The organism is Catenulispora sp. MAP12-49 (genome assembly GCF_041262705.1).
In the GTDB taxonomy this organism is placed as follows: Bacteria; Actinomycetota; Actinomycetes; order Streptomycetales; family Catenulisporaceae; genus Catenulispora.
In genome coordinates this window covers 192,366-209,988 of sequence record NZ_JBGCCP010000005.1, presented here as the reverse complement: position 1 = coordinate 209,988, position 17,623 = coordinate 192,366, and the positions used below count along the sequence as shown (strand labels likewise).

Annotated in this window: 17 protein-coding genes; 9 read left to right on the top strand and 8 right to left on the bottom strand. The window is 69.8% G+C overall.

Translation table 11 applies throughout. The features are described 5' to 3' along the window. Nucleotides 1–24: 24 nt before the first annotated feature. The 5 genes from ABIA35_RS13365 to ABIA35_RS13345 all read right to left on the bottom strand — a co-directional run bounded on the left by ABIA35_RS13365 (nt 25) and on the right by ABIA35_RS13345 (nt 6,957). Entirely contained in the window at nt 25–924 is a 900-nt protein-coding gene (locus ABIA35_RS13365; RefSeq protein WP_370358068.1) for a lytic transglycosylase domain-containing protein, read from the bottom strand. Between the two features lie 373 nt (nt 925–1,297). Continuing rightward, nucleotides 1,298–2,203, bottom strand: a complete 906-nt coding sequence (locus ABIA35_RS13360) for a transglycosylase SLT domain-containing protein (protein WP_370336930.1) — start codon at nt 2,201–2,203, stop codon at nt 1,298–1,300. Nucleotides 2,204–2,527: 324 nt separating this feature from the next. After that, nucleotides 2,528–3,862 (bottom strand): PhoH family protein, encoded by a 1,335-nt coding sequence (locus ABIA35_RS13355; RefSeq protein WP_370336932.1) that lies wholly within the window; start codon nt 3,860–3,862, stop codon nt 2,528–2,530. A gap of 230 nt (nt 3,863–4,092) precedes the next feature. After that, on the bottom strand, nt 4,093–4,872 hold the full coding sequence (locus tag ABIA35_RS13350) for an isoprenyl transferase (protein WP_370358067.1): 780 nt from the start codon (nt 4,870–4,872) through the stop codon (nt 4,093–4,095). Nucleotides 4,873–5,103: 231 nt separating this feature from the next. Then, nucleotides 5,104–6,957: a phosphoenolpyruvate carboxykinase (GTP) gene (locus ABIA35_RS13345; protein ID WP_370358066.1), complete on the bottom strand. Its 1,854-nt coding sequence runs from the start codon at nt 6,955–6,957 to the stop codon at nt 5,104–5,106. A gap of 237 nt (nt 6,958–7,194) precedes the next feature. Between ABIA35_RS13345 and ABIA35_RS13340 the strand changes: the two genes are divergently transcribed. The 4 genes from ABIA35_RS13340 (at nt 7,195) to ABIA35_RS13325 (ending at nt 10,254) form a co-directional block, all read left to right on the top strand. After that, complete coding sequence (locus ABIA35_RS13340) at nt 7,195–7,860, top strand: hemolysin III family protein (RefSeq protein WP_370336938.1); 666 nt, start codon at nt 7,195–7,197, stop codon at nt 7,858–7,860. Nucleotides 7,861–8,077: 217 nt separating this feature from the next. Then, nucleotides 8,078–8,839 (top strand): helix-turn-helix domain-containing protein, encoded by a 762-nt coding sequence (locus tag ABIA35_RS13335; protein ID WP_370337594.1) that lies wholly within the window; start codon nt 8,078–8,080, stop codon nt 8,837–8,839. Between the two features lie 129 nt (nt 8,840–8,968). After that, complete coding sequence (locus tag ABIA35_RS13330; protein WP_370358065.1) at nt 8,969–9,949, top strand: hypothetical protein; 981 nt, start codon at nt 8,969–8,971, stop codon at nt 9,947–9,949. 65 nt (nt 9,950–10,014) lie between these two features. Next, nucleotides 10,015–10,254, top strand: coding sequence for a hypothetical protein (locus ABIA35_RS13325; RefSeq protein WP_370358064.1), 240 nt, complete (start codon nt 10,015–10,017; stop codon nt 10,252–10,254). A gap of 18 nt (nt 10,255–10,272) precedes the next feature. Here the strand turns inward: ABIA35_RS13325 and ABIA35_RS13320 are convergent, their stop codons facing one another. Beyond that, the gene (locus ABIA35_RS13320) at nt 10,273–10,593 is read right to left on the bottom strand and encodes a hypothetical protein (protein WP_370358063.1); all 321 of its coding nucleotides are present in this window, start codon (nt 10,591–10,593) and stop codon (nt 10,273–10,275) included. A gap of 125 nt (nt 10,594–10,718) precedes the next feature. On the opposite strand from ABIA35_RS13320, the gene ABIA35_RS13315 reads away from it, so the two are divergent. Next, nucleotides 10,719–11,351, top strand: coding sequence for a DUF47 domain-containing protein (locus ABIA35_RS13315; protein ID WP_370336946.1), 633 nt, complete (start codon nt 10,719–10,721; stop codon nt 11,349–11,351). Nucleotides 11,352–11,354: 3 nt separating this feature from the next. Further along, on the top strand, nt 11,355–12,365 hold the full coding sequence (locus tag ABIA35_RS13310; RefSeq protein ID WP_370336947.1) for an anion permease: 1,011 nt from the start codon (nt 11,355–11,357) through the stop codon (nt 12,363–12,365). 59 nt (nt 12,366–12,424) lie between these two features. On the opposite strand, the gene ABIA35_RS13305 is transcribed toward ABIA35_RS13310, so the two are convergent. Further along, nucleotides 12,425–12,718: a 4a-hydroxytetrahydrobiopterin dehydratase gene (locus tag ABIA35_RS13305; protein ID WP_370336949.1), complete on the bottom strand. Its 294-nt coding sequence runs from the start codon at nt 12,716–12,718 to the stop codon at nt 12,425–12,427. An 83-nt stretch (nt 12,719–12,801) separates the two neighbouring features. On the opposite strand from ABIA35_RS13305, the gene ABIA35_RS13300 reads away from it, so the two are divergent. From ABIA35_RS13300 to ABIA35_RS13290, 3 genes are all read left to right on the top strand, one after another. Then, complete coding sequence (locus ABIA35_RS13300; protein WP_370336951.1) at nt 12,802–13,206, top strand: (deoxy)nucleoside triphosphate pyrophosphohydrolase; 405 nt, start codon at nt 12,802–12,804, stop codon at nt 13,204–13,206. Between the two features lie 231 nt (nt 13,207–13,437). Next, nucleotides 13,438–15,915, top strand: coding sequence for a SpoIIE family protein phosphatase (locus ABIA35_RS13295; protein WP_370336953.1), 2,478 nt, complete (start codon nt 13,438–13,440; stop codon nt 15,913–15,915). 167 nt (nt 15,916–16,082) lie between these two features. Then, nucleotides 16,083–16,715 (top strand): LysE family translocator, encoded by a 633-nt coding sequence (locus ABIA35_RS13290; protein WP_370336954.1) that lies wholly within the window; start codon nt 16,083–16,085, stop codon nt 16,713–16,715. A 21-nt stretch (nt 16,716–16,736) separates the two neighbouring features. Here the strand turns inward: ABIA35_RS13290 and ABIA35_RS13285 are convergent, their stop codons facing one another. Then, nucleotides 16,737–17,546, bottom strand: a complete 810-nt coding sequence (locus tag ABIA35_RS13285) for an arylamine N-acetyltransferase (RefSeq protein ID WP_370336956.1) — start codon at nt 17,544–17,546, stop codon at nt 16,737–16,739. Nucleotides 17,547–17,623 lie beyond the last annotated feature (77 nt).

Genomic DNA, 17,623 nt, shown 5'->3' with positions numbered 1-17,623 from the left:
GGGATCAATCGGAGACCGCTGGTATCAGTACCAGTTGTGCGACTGCCAGAAGGACCACGCGCCGCACGGCGAGCCGTACCGCGAGTCCATGTAGGACAGCGTCCACTTGATCTGGGTGGTGGGATTGTTCTCCCAGTCCGAGCCGGCCGAGGCCATCTTGCTGCCCGGCAGGGCCTGCCCGAGGCCGTACGCGCCCGACGAGGGGTTGGTCGCGTGGACGTTCCAGCCGGACTCGCGCTCGATGATGTTCGCGAAGCACGCGAACTGGCCGGACGGCACGATCGACTGCGCGATCGCGTAGGCCGAGCCGTAGGAGCCGCCGCTGGGCGTCGTCGGCTTCTGCGTCGGGGTCGGGGTCGAGGTCGCGGTCGGCGTCGAGGTGGGCGACGACGACGCGCTCGGCAGCGGCTGGCGCTGCTGGTCGCGGTTCGCGGCGGCGGCCGCCGCGGCGCGGTCTGCCGCGGCCTTGTCAGCGGCTGCCTTGTCGGCTGCCGCCTTGTCCGCGGCTGCCTTGTCGGCTGCGGCCTTGTCCGCGGCCGCCTTCGCCGCCGCGTCCGCCTCGGCCTTCTGCTCCGCGGCCTTCTCCGCGGCCGCGTTGGCGGCGGCATCGGCCTGTGCCTTGTCGGAGGCGGCCTTCTGCTCTGCCGCGAACTGTGCGGCGGCCACCTGCTTGTTGTGGTTGGAGACGTCGTTCGAGTGGACCGCGTACGCGCTGCCCGCGCCTGCCAGGACCAGGGTTCCGGCCGCTGCCACCGCGGCTATTCGGGAGGTCTTGGTGGGGAGCTTGCCGGTCATGAACGAGACGGTCTTGCCTGCCGCGGTCGATGCGGCGCCCGCGATCCCGGACTTCGGGTCCTGCGAGGTGGGGTTGTGCTGGTCGTACTCGTGCTCAGTCTCGTGCTCAGTGCGCCTATGGCTGGACAAGAGTTGCCTTCCGCAGTGCCTCACCCCTTTTCGACGGCCGTTTTCGCACAGCCCGGATTGATCCGCGGCGTGTGGGAAGTGACGACCGGCTCCCTCATGGAGCGGCGCATGGGCGAACGGATAGGCGGCATCTTCGCCGCCACATCCACCCCCTGGTGGATCAACGTCCTTGAAGGACCTTGGTCCCGCGGGCCCGAGCGCGGGGTCTTCCGAAAATCGAGCCTCTCCCGGAACAGAGATCGAACTCAAGCCGGGAGAGCGTCGGAAAAATCACAGTGCACTGAGTAAGCGACCGGCCACTGTCGGGGACAGTGGCCGGTCGCTGGGGGTTTTCAGTTGTACCGCAAAGGGTTTTCAGCTATTACTGGGCGGCTTAGTAGCCGAACCAGCAGGAGCCACCGCAGCGCGCGGCGACGACGTTGTCCAGCGAACCGTAGGTCGCGGCCGCGTAGCGGGCGCCGGCGATGATGTTGTCGACCGGGTTGTAGATGTTGTTGTGGCCGGCCAGGTGGTAGGCGTTGAACGTGGGCTGGATCACCTGGAGCAGACCGATCGACGGGGTGCCCTTGGCGGCGTTGGAGTCCCAGCCGTTCACGGCGCTCGGGTTGCCCGCCGACTCGTGCATCGCGGCCTGGTAGACGGCGTTGTACGAGGTCGGGGTGCCGTTGGAGTCCAGGATCGAGACGGCCTGCTTGATCCAGCCGTCCAGGTTGTTCGCGTAGGTCGGGGTCGCGGCGGCGGCAGCGGCCTTGGCCTTCGCCGCGGCGGCGGCCTGGGCCTGCGCCTGGGCAGCCTGGGCGGCCCGGGCGGCAGCAGCCTGGTCGGCGGCGGCCTTGGCGGCCAGAGCCTTGTCCGCGGCGGCCTTGTCGGCAGCGGCCTTGTCCGCGGCGGCGTGCTCGGCGGAGGCCTTGGCGGCGGCGTCGGCAGCGGCCTTGTCGGCAGCGGCCTTCACAGCGGCGTCGGCGGCGGCCTTGTCGGTGGCCGCCTTCTGGGCGGCGGCCTGCGCGGCCGCGGTGTCGGCGGCCGGCGAGGCGGCCGGCAGGGCGGCGCGCTGCGCGCTGCGGTTGGCGGCGTCGGCCGCGGCGGCGCGCTGCGCCACGATGTCAGCGGCGCTCTTGGCCTGGTCGGACTTCATAGTGGAGACGGCGGCGGCGTCGGCCACAGCGGCCTTGCCGGACTTGACGGACGAGGCGTGAGCGGCCACACCGGTGGCGACGAAGGCGCCGGTGACGGCGAGAGCGCCGGTGATGGCCAGGGCCTTCGTCCGGGAAATACGCATACCGGACACAGAATTCCGCACGGAGAACAAAGGGAGCCTTCCGAAGTGGGTTCACCCCGCTGCGGCTCGACTCGCCGCCCGTTCACGGGCAGCGACGATGCAATAACTCATTGCAGTCGAGGCGAAAGTCGAGCCGGGAAAACTCCCTGTTCTCGCTTTCGGCGCCGGCGGCCGTCAGGCCCTGGATCGTCGAATGCGATTGCCAGACGCGGGGTCTTACGCATTCGACGATGCAGGGCCTTTGGTCCCTTTTCAACTCAATCGTGCGTGTCCTGCGTCACAGTCGACGCAGCGTGATAACCCCTGCACGAGGGGGGTCCGCAGTTATACCGCCAGTTCCTCCAGCAACTCTGTCACCAAAGCGGCGATAGGGGACCTTTCGCTTCTGCTGAGAGTTACATGGGCGAAAAGGGGGTGCCCCTTCAGCTTTTCCACGACCGAGACGATGCCGTCGTAACGCCCCACACGCAGATTGTCACGCTGTGCCACGTCGTGGGTGAGGACGACGCGCGAACCGGTCCCGATCCGGGACAGAACGGTGAGTAGCACATTGCGTTCAAGCGACTGCGCTTCGTCGACGATGACGAATGAGTCGTGCAGAGAACGGCCGCGGATATGGGTGAGCGGGAGCACTTCCAGCATTCCCCGGTCCACCACCTCGTCGATGACGGCCTGTGAGGTCAGTGCCGACAGCGTGTCGAACACCGCCTGGCCCCACGGCGACATCTTCTCGTTCTCGGTGCCGGGCAGATAGCCGAGCTCCTGACCGCCGACCGCGTATAACGGGCGGAACACCACGACCTTGCGGTGCAGGCGGCGCTCCATCACCGACTCCAGGCCGGCGCACAGCGCCAGCGCGGACTTGCCGGTTCCGGCCCGGCCGCCCAGGGAGACGATGCCGATGTCCGGGTCCAGCAGCAGATCCAGCGCCACGCGCTGTTCTGCCGAGCGGCCGTGCAGTCCGAAGACGTCGCGGTCGCCGCGCACCAGGCGGACCTTCTTGTCCGGGGCGACGCGCCCGAGCGCCTTGCCGCGCTCGGAGAGCAGCACCAGCCCGGTGTGGCAGGGCATGCCCGCGGCTTCGGGGACCTCGACGGTCCCCGAGGAGAACAGCTCGTCCACGACTGTCCCGGCGATCTCGATCTCGGCCATGCCGGTCCAGCCGGACGCGGCCTCCAGCGCGATCTCCGCTCGGTACTCCTCCGCGGGCAGCCCCACCGCGCTGGCCTTGACCCGCATCGGCAGGTCCTTGCTGACCAGCGTCACGTCCAGGCCCTCGGCCCGCAGGTTGCAGGCCACGGCCAGGATGCGCGAGTCGTTGTCGCCGAGGCGGAAGCCCGGCGGCAGACCTTCGGGATCGGTGTGGTTGAGCTCCACACGGAGGGTTCCGCCGGACTCGCCGACGGGGATCGGGGCGTCGAGCCGTCCGTGGACGACCCGCATCTCGTCCAGCATCCGCAACGCGTTGCGGGCGAAGTAGCCGAGCTCGGGGTGGTGCCGTTTGCCCTCCAACTCAGTCACGACCACGATCGGGACGACGACCTCGTGTTCGGCGAACCTGGTCAGCGCCGACGGATCGGCGAGCAGGACGCTGGTGTCGAGGACGTAGGTGCGGCGCCGGGCCTTGCTGGAGGCGCGGCGGCGAGGGGTAGCTGCCACTGTTGTCTGTCTCCCCAGAAGCGACTGATGCCGGGGAGCAGACCCGTCACAGCCATCTGTGTGAGTCGACCTTGCTCCACCGGCACGTCTGGAAAGTTCCCGTCACCTGTTGGGGCTAAACGCGGGCGCCCGTCATGTCACGGTTCTGACCTGTAGTGATAACAGAACGTAACAGAATGCGCGCGGCGCTGGACAGCACGGACTGAGGGCCCTGAGGCTGTGACCGTGAGCTATGCGCCGTAGCGGCGGTGGCGATTGGCGTAGTCGCGCAGTGCCCGAAGGAAATCGACCTTGCGGAACGCCGGCCAGTAGGCCTCGCAGAAATAGAACTCGCTGTGCGCGCTCTGCCACAGCATGAAACCGCTGAGCCGCTGTTCCCCGGACGTCCTTATGATCAGGTCGGGATCCTGTTGGCCCTGCGTGTACAGATGCTCCGTGATGTGCTCGGCGTCGAGCATCTGCACCAGGTCCTCGATGGAGGTGCCGCGGGCCGCGGCGTCGGCCAGCAGGGAGCGCACCGCGTCGGCGATCTCCCGGCGGCCGCCGTAGCCGATGGCGACGTTCACCTGGATCCCGGGGTTGTCCCGGGTCTGCTCCTCGATCTCCTTCAGGTGCCGGGCGAAGTCGGACGGCAGTATGTCCAGCGCGCCCAGCGGATGGACCCGCCAGCGGCCCGTGTCGGCCAGCGAGCGCACCGAGCCCTCGATGATCCGGAGCAGGTCGGTGAGCTCCTCGGGCGGCCGGTTGAAGTTGTCGGTGGAGAACAGCCACAGGGTGACGGTCTCGACCCCGGCCTCCTCGGCCCAGTCGAGCACCTCGTGGATCTTGTCCGCCCCGCGCTGGTGGCCGGTGGCGATCTGCTCGCCCATCTGCTTGGCCCAGCGGCGGTTGCCGTCCATGATGACGCCGATGTGGCGCGGGACCTTCTTCTTGCCCCGCTGGACGTCGCTGTGCAGGCGAGCCGCCAAGCGCCGCTCGTACAGGCTGTAGGCGATGTCTCGCAGACTCACAGCGCGGCGCCTTTCTCGCATTTTCGACAATAAACCGGGGGCGGGGAGGACTCATCGAGGTTATCGGAGTCCCACCGGGTCTCGTCACGGCCTTCAGTAAACCTTCGGGTGCGGGTTTCGTGAAGAAGCCCGGGGGCGCCTTGACGGCCGTCAGGCCCGTCCCCTCGGAGGGAACGGGCCTGACGGTGGTGCTCAAGACCACACGGGGCGCGTGAGACGCCCGGGGCGGGACTAGCTGTCGAGCCGGGTGAGCAGGCTCTCGTACTCGGCGGTCAGCTCGGCCGGCAGGTGGTCGCCGAACCGGTCGAAGTGCGCCGGGATCTGCGCCGCCTCGCGCTTCCAGACGTCCTTGTCGACGCTCAGCAGCACGTCCAGGTCCGCCTCGGACAGCTCCAGACCCGCCAGGTCCAGCGAGTCCTTGGTCGGCAGCACGCCGATCGGCGTCTGGACGCCCTCGGCCGCGCCGTCCAGCCGGTCCACGATCCACTTCAGGACGCGCGAGTTCTCGCCGAAGCCCGGCCACAGGAACCGGCCGCCCTCGCCCTTGCGGAACCAGTTGACGTAGTAGATCTTCGGCAGCTTGTCGGCCTCGGTCTTCTCCCCGACGCGCAGCCAGTGGCCGAAGTAGTCGCCCATGTTGTAGCCGCAGAAAGGCAGCATGGCGAACGGGTCGTGGCGCAGCTCGCCGGCCGTGCCCTCGGCCGCCGCGGTCTTCTCGCTGGCCACGTTGGCGCCCAGGAAGACGCCGTGCTGCCAGGAGAACGACTCGGTGACCAGCGGGACCGCGGTCGCGCGGCGGCCGCCGAACAGGATCGCCGAGATCGGGACGCCCTTGGTGTCCTCCCACTCCTCGGCGATGGTCGGGCACTGCGCGGCCGGGACGCAGAACCGGGCGTTCGGGTGCGCCGCCGGCTCGTCGCTGTCCGGGGTCCAGTCGCGGCCCTTCCAGTCGGTCAGGTGCGCCGGCTTGTCCTCGGTCAGGCCCTCCCACCACACGTCGCCGTCGTCGGTCAGCGCGACGTTGGTGAACACCGAGTTCGCGTACAGGGTGTCGATGGCGTTGGAGTTGGTCTCCCGGCCGGTGCCCGGGGCGACGCCGAAGAAGCCGGCCTCGGGGTTGATGGCGTACAGCCGGCCGTCCGCGCCGAAGCGCATCCAGGCGATGTCGTCGCCCACGGTCTCGACCTTCCAGCCCGGGATGGTCGGCGTGAGCATCGCCAGGTTGGTCTTGCCGCAGGCGCTCGGGAACGCCGCGGCCACGTACTTCGCCTCGCCGCTGGGCGGCGTCAGCTTCAGGATCAGCATGTGCTCGGCCAGCCAGCCCTCGTCGCGGGCCATCACCGAGGCGATGCGCAGCGCGTAGCACTTCTTGCCGAGCAGCGCGTTGCCGCCGTAGCCCGACCCGTAGGACCAGATCTCGCGGGTCTCCGGGAAGTGGGTGATGTACTTCGTGGTGTTGCACGGCCACGGCACGTCGGCCTGGCCGGCCTCCAGCGGGGCGCCGACGGTGTGCGCGGCCCTGACGAACTCGCCGTCCGTGCCGAGCTCCTCCAGCACCTTCTGGCCCATCCGGGTCATCACGCGCATCGAGACCACCACGTACGGGGAGTCGGTCAGCTCCACGCCGATCGCCGACAGCGGCGAGCCGATCGGGCCCATCGAGAAGGGCACGACGTACATCGTGCGGCCGCGCATCGAGCCGGTGAACAGGCCGCCGAGGATGCCCTTCATCTCGGCCGGGGCCATCCAGTTGTTGGTGGGGCCGGCGTCCGACTCGTTCTCGGAGCAGATGTAGGTCCGGCCCTCGACGCGCGCGACGTCGCTCGGATCGGACTTGGCGTAGAAGCTGTTCGGGCGCTTGGCCTCGTTCAGCCGGGTGAAGGTGCCCTGCTCGACCAGCAGGGAGGTCAGGCGTTCCCACTCAGCGTCCGAGCCGTCGCACCACTCGACCCGGTCGGGCTGGGTGAGCTGGGCGATCTCGGCGACCCAGGCCTTCAGGGCCTGGTGGCCGGTCGGGGCGTCGTCGAGCCCCGGTATGGCCGCGGGGCTGTTCGCGGGCACGGTTTTTGTGGACACGTCAGTCATGGCGCGCTCCTAAGGCACCGAGGTCGCTTCCCATCCGCACTGGTAGGCAGCCCCGGTCGATGTATGAGGGTATTTCGGAGTGTACCCAGCGCAGTCCACATGGTGGATAGTCGGCGATGGCTAGTTCGTCACAGTGGGTTCGACATGGTGTCCTGCTTTTGACGGTTTCCGGACTGTTTCTGGAACGGACGCCCACCCGCCTACCGAAGTTACGGTCCCGTAAGTTACCCTCCGGTTATGACGCCGCTTGTGGATGCCGTATCGAACGCCGTCACTCCGATCAAGCCCAAGCTGCGCGGCTGGCTGCATCTGTGCGCCGCGCCCTTGGCCCTGGCCGGCGGGATCGTGCTGATCGCGCTGGCCGACAACGGCCGGGCCCGGATCGCCTCGGCGGTCTTCGCCTTCTCCGCCGTGATGCTGTTCGGCACCTCGGCGCTGTACCACCGCCGCACCTGGGGCCCGCGCGGAGAGGCGATTCTGCGCCGCCTGGATCACGCCAACATCTTCCTGATCATCGCCGGCACCTATACGCCGTTCACGGTGATCCTGCTGCACGGCAGCGCCGAGCGCGCGCTGCTGTACACCGTCTGGATCGGCGCCCTGGTGGGCATCGCCTTCCGGGTCTTCTGGCTCGGGGCGCCGCGCTGGATCTACACGCCGTGCTACGTCGCGCTGGGCTGGGCCGCGGTGTTCTTCCTGCCGCAGTTCCTGCACTCCGGCGGCGTCGCGATCCTGGTCATGATGGTCGTCGGCGGGGTGCTGTACTCGATCGGCGCGCTGGTCTACGGCACGAAGCGGCCGGACCTCTCGCCGCGTTGGTTCGGCTTCCACGAGGTGTTCCACACGCTGACCATCGCGGCGTTCTCGCTGCACTTCATCGGGGTGTCGATGGCGGCCATGTAGCCGGCCGGATCGTGTCCTTATATAAGGACACGCTTTTACTCGGCGGCCGGCGGCGTCCGGCCGCCGGCCCTTTCCGGTCGAACAGTCGGGCCGCCTTTCGTATCGTGAGGCCATGAGCACCGCGACGATCGCCGCGCCCCGGACCACCGTCACGACCGACCCGACCGCGGCCCAGCTCAAGAAGCAGCCGCCGGCCACCGCCGCCGACTTCGGCGCCATGCTGCGGGCCTGGCGCCGGACCCGCAACATCAGCCAGCTGGACCTGTCCTCGGCCAGCGGGGTGTCCACGCGGCACCTGAGCTTCATGGAGACCGGCCGCGCCAAGCCCAGCCGGGACATGGTGCTGCGGCTGGCCGACGAGCTCGAGGTGCCGCTGCGGGACCGGAACAAGCTGCTCGTCGCCGCCGGCTACGCTCCGGAGTTCAAGGCCCGGTCGCTGGCCAGCCCGGAGATGACCGCGGTGCGCCGGGCGATCGACGTCGTCCTCACCGGGCACCTGCCGTACCCGGCGCTGATGCACGACCAGCGCTCCAACATCATCGAGGCGAACAAGACCGTCGGGATCTTCACCGACCTGGTCGCGCCGCACCTGCTGGAGAACGGCGGCAACACGGTGCGGATCACGCTGCACCCCGAAGGGCTCGCGCCGCACCTGGTCAACCACGGCGAGGCCCGGGACCGGCTGCTGCGCGCGCTGAGCCGGCGCGCGGCGGCCTCCGGCGATCCGGAACTGACCGCGCTGCTCAAGGAATGCGTGGCGTACCCGCATCCGGATCCCGAGCCGGAGCCGGATCTGTACGCCGGCGTGGTGCTGCCCTTCCGCTTCCGGCGCGACGGACAGGTGCTGACCTTCTTCAGCTGCACCGCGGTGTTCGGCTCGGCGGCCGACCTGACGCTCGCGGACATGCAGCTGGAGACCTTCTTCCCGGCGGACGAGGCGACCGGCGAGGCGCTGCGGGAGTATGCGGCACGCGGCTGATCGTCCGGGAGTGCACTAGCACGCCGTCGTCCGATCCGGTGGTATCGACGCGTCATCACGTAACCACCCTCGGTATGGCTCGTTGGGCAGCGGGATCAACCGCCGTCCCGAACCCACCAGGGGGTAGCCGTGAACCGTCGCCGTCTCGCCATCGGGGTCTCCTCGGTCAGCGGCCTGGCCGTCGTCGCCGTCGGCGCGATGGGCATGTTCGGATCCGGCGGCTCGGCGAACGCCGTCGACCTGCACGCGGCCCCGGTAGCGGCGATCACCGGCGCGGCCGGGGCGACGGTCCAGGCCGGGACGGCGCAGACCGACACCGTGGTCACGGTCGACAACCCGGCGGTCCCGGCGTACGGCTCGACGGCGGCCACTGCCGCGCAGACTCTGACCATGCACGGCTCGGGGCTGTTCGACTTCGGCACGGAGCGCGGCTCGGTCGACCTCACCCTGCCGACCGGTGCCCTGAACGAGGTGATGACACCCGGCACGGTCTGGGTGCGCCGCCCCGCGGCCGCCGCGACCCCGACCGCCGCCGCCGTCCCGGCCTCGGTCTGGAGCCCGACGTCGACCGGCAAGGTCTCCGACGGCAACCTGATCTCCGGCGGCTCCACCGACCCCTCGCTGATCATCGCGATGCTCCGCGGCGTCCAGCCCGGCGTGCAGCAGGTCGGCCAGGACGTGGTCCGGGGCGTTCCGGTGGCGCACTACCAGGGCACGCTGGACCTGGGGCAAGCCGCCGCCGCGCTGAGCGGGCCGGCCTCGGCCCGGGACGCCGAGGCGTCCTACGCCGCGGCCGACAAGCAGGCGCTCACCAACGCGTCCCGCGCGTTCACCACCACCAGCGTGCCCTTCGACGCCTACCTGGACGCGCAGGGGCGCCTGCGCCGCTTCGTCGCCACGTTCGCGTTCGTGGAAGTCGGGCCGACCAAGCCGGTCGCGCACGTCACCTCGGCGACCGAGCTGTTCGGCTTCGGCACCCCGGTCAGCATCACCGTGCCGACCGTCGCGCCGTCGGTCCGGCCGGCCCCGTCGGCGGCACCGAGAACGCCCGGCCGGCGCGCCACCAGCCCGTCGGCCCATCCGACTAGCCCCACCCGCTCCCACAAATAGTCCTGTTGGGCCATACCCGCAGGCCCTGGTACCCAATAGGCTCGACTGTCGGGGACCATGGGGTCGTGAGGACGGGCGGTGATTCAGCCATGACGCTCTACCAGCAGGATTCTGGTTCGGCGTACGGCCGCTACGGTGCGCTGCCCTCGGTGTACGACAACTCGGCGCTCGACGAGATCCGGCTGTACGGCGACCTGTTGCAGGTCGTGGCCGAGCATCCGGCCAGCGAGAAGCGGCTGGACTGGGCGGTCATCGACCGGGCGCTCGGGCTGATGCCGGCGGACCCGAAGCGGGACCGGAACTAACCTCGCGGGGCCGGCGGTTCAGCTTCCGGCCCGTGATTCGGCCGCGGCCCGCAGCCGCTCCAGGGCCTGTTCGATCGACCGGGCGTTGCTCGCTTTCGTCGTCCGCCTCGAGGGGCTCCGGCCGGTAGCTCCAGGTGGCGCATGAAGTGCCGCCAGCCGATCCGCCGCTCTTCTTCGAACTCGACCACTGTGTTGCGGATCCGGTACGGCGCGCAGGCCCTTATCCGCATCCGCATCCCGAACTTCGATCAGCACGTGCTGGCGGGGGTCGGCGAGGATGGCGAAAATCACATCGGCGGGCGCGAAGATCGTCATAGAACGGGACACAGGCTCGGCCACGGCGGCAACGGTAGTGGCTCGGTTGTGCGCTCGGTAGGTTGAGCACCTAGCATCCTTACGGCGAACAAGCCAGAACAAACAGCCGCTGCCCGGATTAACGGCAACTGAAGACCCGGAGACTTCCAGTGAAACTGCGTCTGACCCCCAGGGAGACCAGCTTCTACGACCTGTTCGCCGAGCAGGCTGACCACCTCGTCGTCGGAGCCGGCATCCTCACCGAACTGCTGGGGGCCGCCGGGCCCGGGGCCGGGGCCGAGCGGGCCAAGATCGCCGAGCGCATGCGGGCCGCCGAGCACGCCGCCGACGACACGACGCACAAGATCTACAACACCCTGAACTCCTCGTTCATCACCCCGTTCGACCGCGAGGACATCTACGCGCTGGCCTCCAGCCTCGACGACGTCATGGACGAGATGGAAGAGGCCGTCGACCTGGTCAACCTCTACGGCATCCAGACGCTGCCGTCCGGGGTCGCCGATATGGTGGACACGCTGGTGCGGGCCGCGGAGCTGACCGCCGAGGCGATGCGCAAGCTGCGCGGGATGAAGGACCTGTCGGGCTACTGGATCGAGGTCAACCGGCTGGAGAACGCCGGCGACCAGTCCTACCGCAAGCTGCTGGCGCACTTGTTCTCCGGGGAGTACGACGCGCTGACCGTGATGAAGCTCAAGGAGGTCGTGGACTCGCTGGAGGCGGCCGCCGACGCCTTCGAGCACGTGGCCAACACGGTCGAGTCCATCGTGGTCAAGGAGTCCTGAGGCGTGCACTGGCTCGGCCTGATCACGGTGGTGGCCGTCGCCCTGGGGTTCAGTTACACCAACGGCTTCCACGACTCGGCGAACGCCATCGCCACCTCGGTGTCCACCCGCGCGCTCACGCCGCGGGCCGCGCTGCTGATGGCCGCGGTGATGAACCTGCTCGGCTCCTACATCGGGCTCCGGCTCGGCGGCGGCGTGGCCTCGACGATCACCAAGGGCATCATCAAGGTCCCCGGCGGGGACGCGGGCCTGTGGATCGTGTTCTCGCTGCTGGTCGGCGCGATCGTGTGGAACGTGCTGACCTGGTCCTTGGGGCTGCCCTCGTCGTCCTCGCACGCGCTGATCGGCGGCATGATCGGCGCGGGTCTGGCGGCCGGCGCCACGGTGGAGTGGAAGGGCGTCTGGGAGAAGGTCATCCTGCCCATGGTGACCTCCCCGCTCGTGGGCTTCGTGCTGGCGTTCTTCCTGATGGTCGGGATCCTGTGGGCGTTCCGCAAGGCGCACCCGGGCCGGGTCACCCGGGGCTTCCGCATCTCGCAGACCATCTCGGCCGCGGCGATGGCCCTGGGCCACGGCATCCAGGACGCGCAGAAGACCATCGGCGTGATCATGCTGGCGCTGATCGCCGGCGGCCACGCCACCAGCAAGTCGGCCGTGCCGAACTGGGTGCTGCTGTCCAGCGCGTGCGCGATCTCGCTGGGCACCTACGCCGGCGGCTGGCGCATCATGCGGACCCTGGGCCGGAAGATCATCGAGCTGGACCCGCCTCGTGGTTTCGCCGCCGAGACCGTCGCCTCGGGAGTGCTCTACTTCACCGCGTTCGTGTGGAACGCGCCGGTGTCGACCACGCAGATCATCACCGGGTCGATCATGGGTGTCGGCGCGACGAAGCGGAAGACCGCGGTGCGCTGGGGCGTGGCGCGGAACATCCTCGGGGCGTGGCTGTTCACGCTGCCGTGCGCGGGGGCTTGCGCGGCCCTCGTGTGGTGGATCACGAACGCGATCTTCGGATAGCGCGATCCGCTCGGGCGCGGTCCGGTTCGGTTAGCTCCGGTTCGGTCCGGCTCGGACCGCTACCCGGGCTGCGCGGCCAGCAGCGTCTCGATCCGCCGGGCCAGCTCCAGGTCGAGCTCGGTGACGCCGCCCGCGGAGTGCGTCGAGAGCCGGAACCGCAGGGTCTTCCACCGGATGTCGATGTCGGGGTGGTGGTTCATCTCCTCGGCGATGACCGCCACCTTGTCGACCACGGTGATGGCCGCGGGGAAGTCCGCGGCGGTGAACACGCGCGAGAGATGCTCCGCGCCGCCCGTCCACTCGGGATGGTCGGCCAGCAGCGGGGAGATGTCCTCTTGCCTGAGAAGGCGCATGTACCCATTGTCGACCCGATGCCAAGAGGGGGCCAACGGCCGGTTACGGAACGTAGCCGGCGGTGCCCCCTAGACTCCCTGGAATGACCACCCAGACCCCCGTCATCGTCGTCGGCGCGGCCATCGTCCGGGACCAGACCGTGCTGTGTGCCCGCCGGTCGGCACCGGCGCGTCTGGCCGGGAAGTGGGAGTTCCCCGGCGGCAAGGTCGAGCCCGGAGAGGACGACGCCGAGGCGGTCGTCCGGGAGTGCCGCGAGGAACTCGGCGTGGCGGTGACGGTCGGGGCACAGGTGGGTGCGGACGCGCGGATCGACGAGCGCTTCACCCTGCGCGTCTTCCTGGCGCGCCTGGAGCCCGGGCAGCCCGAGCCGTCGCCACTTCAGGACCATGACTGTTTGGCGTGGGTCCCGCGCGGGGAATTGCTTGGTCTGGACTGGCTGACGCCCGACGTGCCGATCGTCGAAGAGTTGGGGCGTACGGCCTGGTGAAACCTGTGGGACCCGGTGACTGCTCTCATAGTGTGAAAGTCAGATCAATTGCTTGAGGGTGCGGCATTCCGGGAAGGATCACGGAAGACCCGGATCCGCAACACGGGGTTCCCGACCGCACAGATTCTCTGACAGCACAGAATCGAAGTCCGCCCTATGCCCGACTCGCCAGAGCAGCAGCCCCACAGGGAGCGGCAGGACAATCCCGGCTGGCGCGGCCGGGGATGGGCCATGACGACCTCCGTCTTCGGCCAGGGATCCGAGGGCGACGCGCAGCGTCAGCTCGGGCGGATGGCCGGAGTGATCGAGCGGGTACGCTCGGCGACCTTCATGCTGGACGGCGACGGTATCATCCGCGAGTTCCGGCTCAACGCCGAGGAACTGCTGGGATGGCAGCGTACGGAGATGATCGGCAAGCCGTTCCACGCGATGTTCCGGTCGGCCGATCGCGAGGCGGCAGACCGGATGGTCGCGGCGGTGCGGTCCGGCGACGACGCGCGCGGTGAGCTGGACGCGGTCACCCCGAACGGCGCGAGCGTGCATGTCGACGCGCATCTCATGGGTCTGCGGGACGGCGAGGGCCACGTCGTGGTGTTCGGCTACGCCAACTCCGCCGAGGACCTGATCCGGTTCACCCGGGACCGGGCGGTGCTGGACTCGCTGTTCGAGCAGTTCCCGGTCGGGATCGTGGTCTACGACGAGCAGGGACGCTACGTCCGGCTGAACCGCGCGCTGGAGCGTATCAACGGCCTGCCGGTCTCCGAGCACATCGGCAAGCGGGTCCGCGAGGTGCTGCCGGGCCTGGACCCGCGCCTGGAGGAGATCCCCGACGAGGTGCTGCGCACCGGCATCCCGGTGGTCGACGAGCAGTACGGCGGGTTCACCCCGGCCTCCGACGAGGAGCGGGTCTGGTCGGTCAGCTACAACCGGCTGCACGGCCCGGACGGCGAGGTCATCGGGCTGTCCGGATTGATACTGGACGTCACCGACCGGCACCGCGCCGCGGCCGCCGCGGCCGGCGCCCGCCGGCGGCTGGCGCTGGTGAACAAGGCCGGCTCGCGGATGGGTACCGCGCTGGACGTCGAGCGCACGGCCCGGGAACTGGCCGACGTCGCGGTGCCGGACTTCGCCGACGCCATCGTCATCGAGATCAAGGAAGAGGTCTTCGACGAGCGGATCGGCCCGGTCGGGCCGGTGTGGCTGGCCCCGGTGCGCCGCCGCCGGGTGCTGGTGCACCAGGGCTTCGGCGCCGTCCCGGATCCGGTGCGGGCCGAGGGGTTCAGCGCCTGGAGCACCGACTCCGACATCAGCGACCGCATGCTCGACGGCGCCGCCTGGCACTCCTCGGCCGGGATCAGCGCGGTCGCCAAGGAGCCGATCCGCTCGGTCGACGGCACGCTGCTGTGGCAGCCCACCGGCGGCGACTCGATCCTGGTGCCGCTGTGGGCCCGCGAGGCGCTGCTGGGCGTGGTGCACTTCCACCGGCACCCGGAGAGCCCGCCGTTCGAACCGGAGGACATCGAGGTCGCCGAGGAGATCACCACCCGGGCCGCGGTGTCGATGGACAACGGCCGGCTGTACTTCCGCGAGCGCAGCACCGCGCTGATGCTGCAGCGCGCCCTGCTGCCGCAACGGATTCCGAGCCTGCCCGGCGTGCAGGTGGCGTACCGGTATCTGCCCGGCTCGGTCGGCGCGGAGGTCGGCGGCGACTGGTTCGACGTGATCCAGCTGTCCGGCGCGCGGGTGGCGCTGGTGGTCGGGGACGTCATGGGCGTCGGGGTGCGGGCGGCCGGCATCATGGGCCAGTTCCGGACCGCGGCCCGGACCCTGGCCGGCCTGGACCTGTCGCCGGCGCAGGTGCTGCACCAGCTGGACGAACTCGGCGCCTCGCTGTCGGAGAACCACCTGGCGACGTGCATCTACGCGGTCTACGACCCGGCGACCGGCAAGCTCGCGGTGTCCCGCGCCGGCCACCCGCCGCCGCTGCTGCTGGCCCCGGACGGCACGGTCGGCGGCCTGGACGTGCCGCCCTCGCCGCCGCTGGGGGTCGGCGGAGGCGCGTACCGCAGCTGGGTGTTCGAGACGAAGGAGTTCGACATCCCCGACCGCTCCCGCGTGGCGTTCTACACGGACGGGATGGTCGAGGACAAGGGACGCGACATCGATGAGGGGATCGGGGTGATGGCTGCGTTGCTGGCGAACTGCCCTCCCGACTCGTTGGAAGAGTGCTGCGACGCGGTGACGGACGTCCTCGGCATAACCGGCGACACCTCCGACGACGCGACACTGCTCCTGGCGCAGGTCCAGTCCATCCCGCAGAACCGCAAGGCGCACTGGCAGCTGGACGCGCACCCCTCCGCGGTCTCCGACGCCCGCCGCAAGGTCCGCACCAAGCTCAAGGACTGGAACATGGCCAGCCTGTCGGACACGGCGGAGCTGCTGGTGAGCGAGCTGGTGACGAACGCACAGCGTTACGGGCGCTCGCCGGTGTCGCTGGACATGCTGAAGACGGACCGGCTGCTGGTGGAGGTCGGGGACGCGCTGGACGTGGTGCCGCAGGTGCGGCGCGCGCAGGAGACGGACGAGGGCGGGCGCGGGCTACAGCTGGTGAACCAGCTGGCCACGCGCTGGGGGACGCGGACGGCGGGGGACGGGAAGATCGTGTGGTTCGAGTTGGCGATGGGGGACAACGAGTTGGGAAGGCCATAGCGGGGGCGCGCCTGGCGAGCGAAGAGGGCCGCTGGGCGGAGAGCGCGTGTGCGGGGAGATGCGGGCAGATGGGTGGGGGAGTGGTGGATTCCTTTGCGCGGCCAGGCTTTTCGCCCTGCTGAGTAGCGGAAAACGGCGATCAGGGGTCCCTGGGATACTCCAGTCCCATGACTGGTTCGGTCGTCCACGCGCTGCTTTCCTTCGCCCTCGTCGCGGGGCTCATCACGATCATCCCGGGCCTGGACACCGCCGTGGTGCTGCGCTCGGCGCTGGTGCTGGGGCGGCGGCAGGCGTTCGCGGCCGCGTTCGGGATCAATGTCGGCGCGCTGGTGTGGGGTGCCGCGGCGGCGACCGGGGTGTCGGTGCTGCTGACCGCCTCGCACGAGGCGTACACCGCGCTGCGGGTCGTCGGGGCGGTGTACCTGCTGTGGATGGGGGTCGGGATGCTGCGGGCCGCGCGGCGGGGCGAGCTGCACGAGGCGGTGGAGCGGGCGCCGGATGCCGGGCTGGCGCGCGCGTTCTTGCGGGGTGCCGGGACCAATCTGCTGAATCCGAAGGTCGGGGCGTTCTACATCGCGATCTTCCCGCAGTTCATGCCGGCGCACGTGTCGCATCTGGCCATGGGGCTGATGCTGGCCGGTGCGCACGATGTCGAGGCCATGGTGTGGTTCACCGTGCTGATCCTGGGTGCGCACCGGGCGCGCGGGTGGTTCGCGAAGCGGCGGGTCAAGCGGGCCATGGACGCGGTGACCGGGACGGTGCTGGTCGGGTTCGGTGTGGAGTTGGCGCTGCGGGGGTGAGGTGAGGCCGATCGGGTGGTGCTACTGCTGCTTGCTGCGCTGCGGCGCCGTCGCCAGCTCGATCCCGAACCGCTCGCGCAACAGCCGCAGCAGTTCCTCGTCCGAGGCGACCTCCTCGACCCGCCGGCCCGCGTCGTCGGTCGTGATCAGCTGGTCGCCGGTCAGCGTCACCCGGCCGTCGTCGGTGAGCCGCGAGCAGATCACGTTCTGTGTGAAGTGCGACTCCGGCGACGTGCACTGCCACCAGCACGCCTGTGTGAAGTCCGCCAGCGCCAACGGCTTGGGGTCCAGGCGGTACGAGGCCTCGCCGTCGTGCAGGACGGTGAACTCGGCGTCGTCGTTCTCCGCGATGCGGAACAGGCCGCCGGGGTCCTTCTGGTCGGCGCGGTCGTCGAAGCGGAGCGGGAACTCGGTGTGGCGGCCGAAGCCGACGTCCGCCAGCCAGGCGTCGCCGGCGCGGTCGACGACCCGCAGCGCCAGGTGGTCCAGCGGCGGGCTGTAGCCGCGCGCGGTGCTGAAGGTGCGGGCCGACAGGCGGTGCACGCGGTACCCGAGTGCCTCCAGGAGCAGGGCGAACAGGCCGTTCAGCTCGTAGCAGAAGCCGCCCCGGCGGTGCCCGACGATCTTCTCGTACAGCGCCGTGCCGTCCAGCGGGACCGGTTCGCCCAGGTGGATGCTCAGGTTCTCGAACGGGACGGTGTGCAGGTGCGCGCTGTGCAGGCGGCGCAGGGTATGGGCGTCGGCCGGCGGCTCGGCGCTGCCGGCATCGATGCCGATGCGGTCGAGGTAGGCGGCGACCTGCTCGTGGTTCAGGGCGTGCGTGGGAGCCATGGATCCTTTATCGCAGATCTTGCCGGGAAGCGCCTGGGGCCGCGGTCCTAAGACCGCGGCCCCAGCTCGATATCCGC

Bases quoted from the DNA above. Each gene is read 5' to 3' on its own strand.
- ABIA35_RS13290 (WP_370336954.1), top strand. From the start codon at position 16,083: ATGACTGGTTCGGTCGTCCACGCGCTGCTTTCCTTCGCCCTCGTCGCG.
- ABIA35_RS13335 (WP_370337594.1), top strand. From the start codon at position 8,078: ATGCTGCGGGCCTGGCGCCGGACCCGCAACATCAGCCAGCTGGACCTG.
- ABIA35_RS13285 (WP_370336956.1), bottom strand. From the start codon at position 17,546: ATGGCTCCCACGCACGCCCTGAACCACGAGCAGGTCGCCGCCTACCTC.
- ABIA35_RS13360 (WP_370336930.1), bottom strand. From the start codon at position 2,203: ATGCGTATTTCCCGGACGAAGGCCCTGGCCATCACCGGCGCTCTCGCC.
- ABIA35_RS13295 (WP_370336953.1), top strand. From the start codon at position 13,438: ATGACGACCTCCGTCTTCGGCCAGGGATCCGAGGGCGACGCGCAGCGT.
- ABIA35_RS13345 (WP_370358066.1), bottom strand. From the start codon at position 6,957: ATGACTGACGTGTCCACAAAAACCGTGCCCGCGAACAGCCCCGCGGCC.
- ABIA35_RS13305 (WP_370336949.1), bottom strand. From the start codon at position 12,718: ATGCGCCTTCTCAGGCAAGAGGACATCTCCCCGCTGCTGGCCGACCAT.
- ABIA35_RS13340 (WP_370336938.1), top strand. From the start codon at position 7,195: ATGACGCCGCTTGTGGATGCCGTATCGAACGCCGTCACTCCGATCAAG.
- ABIA35_RS13300 (WP_370336951.1), top strand. From the start codon at position 12,802: ATGACCACCCAGACCCCCGTCATCGTCGTCGGCGCGGCCATCGTCCGG.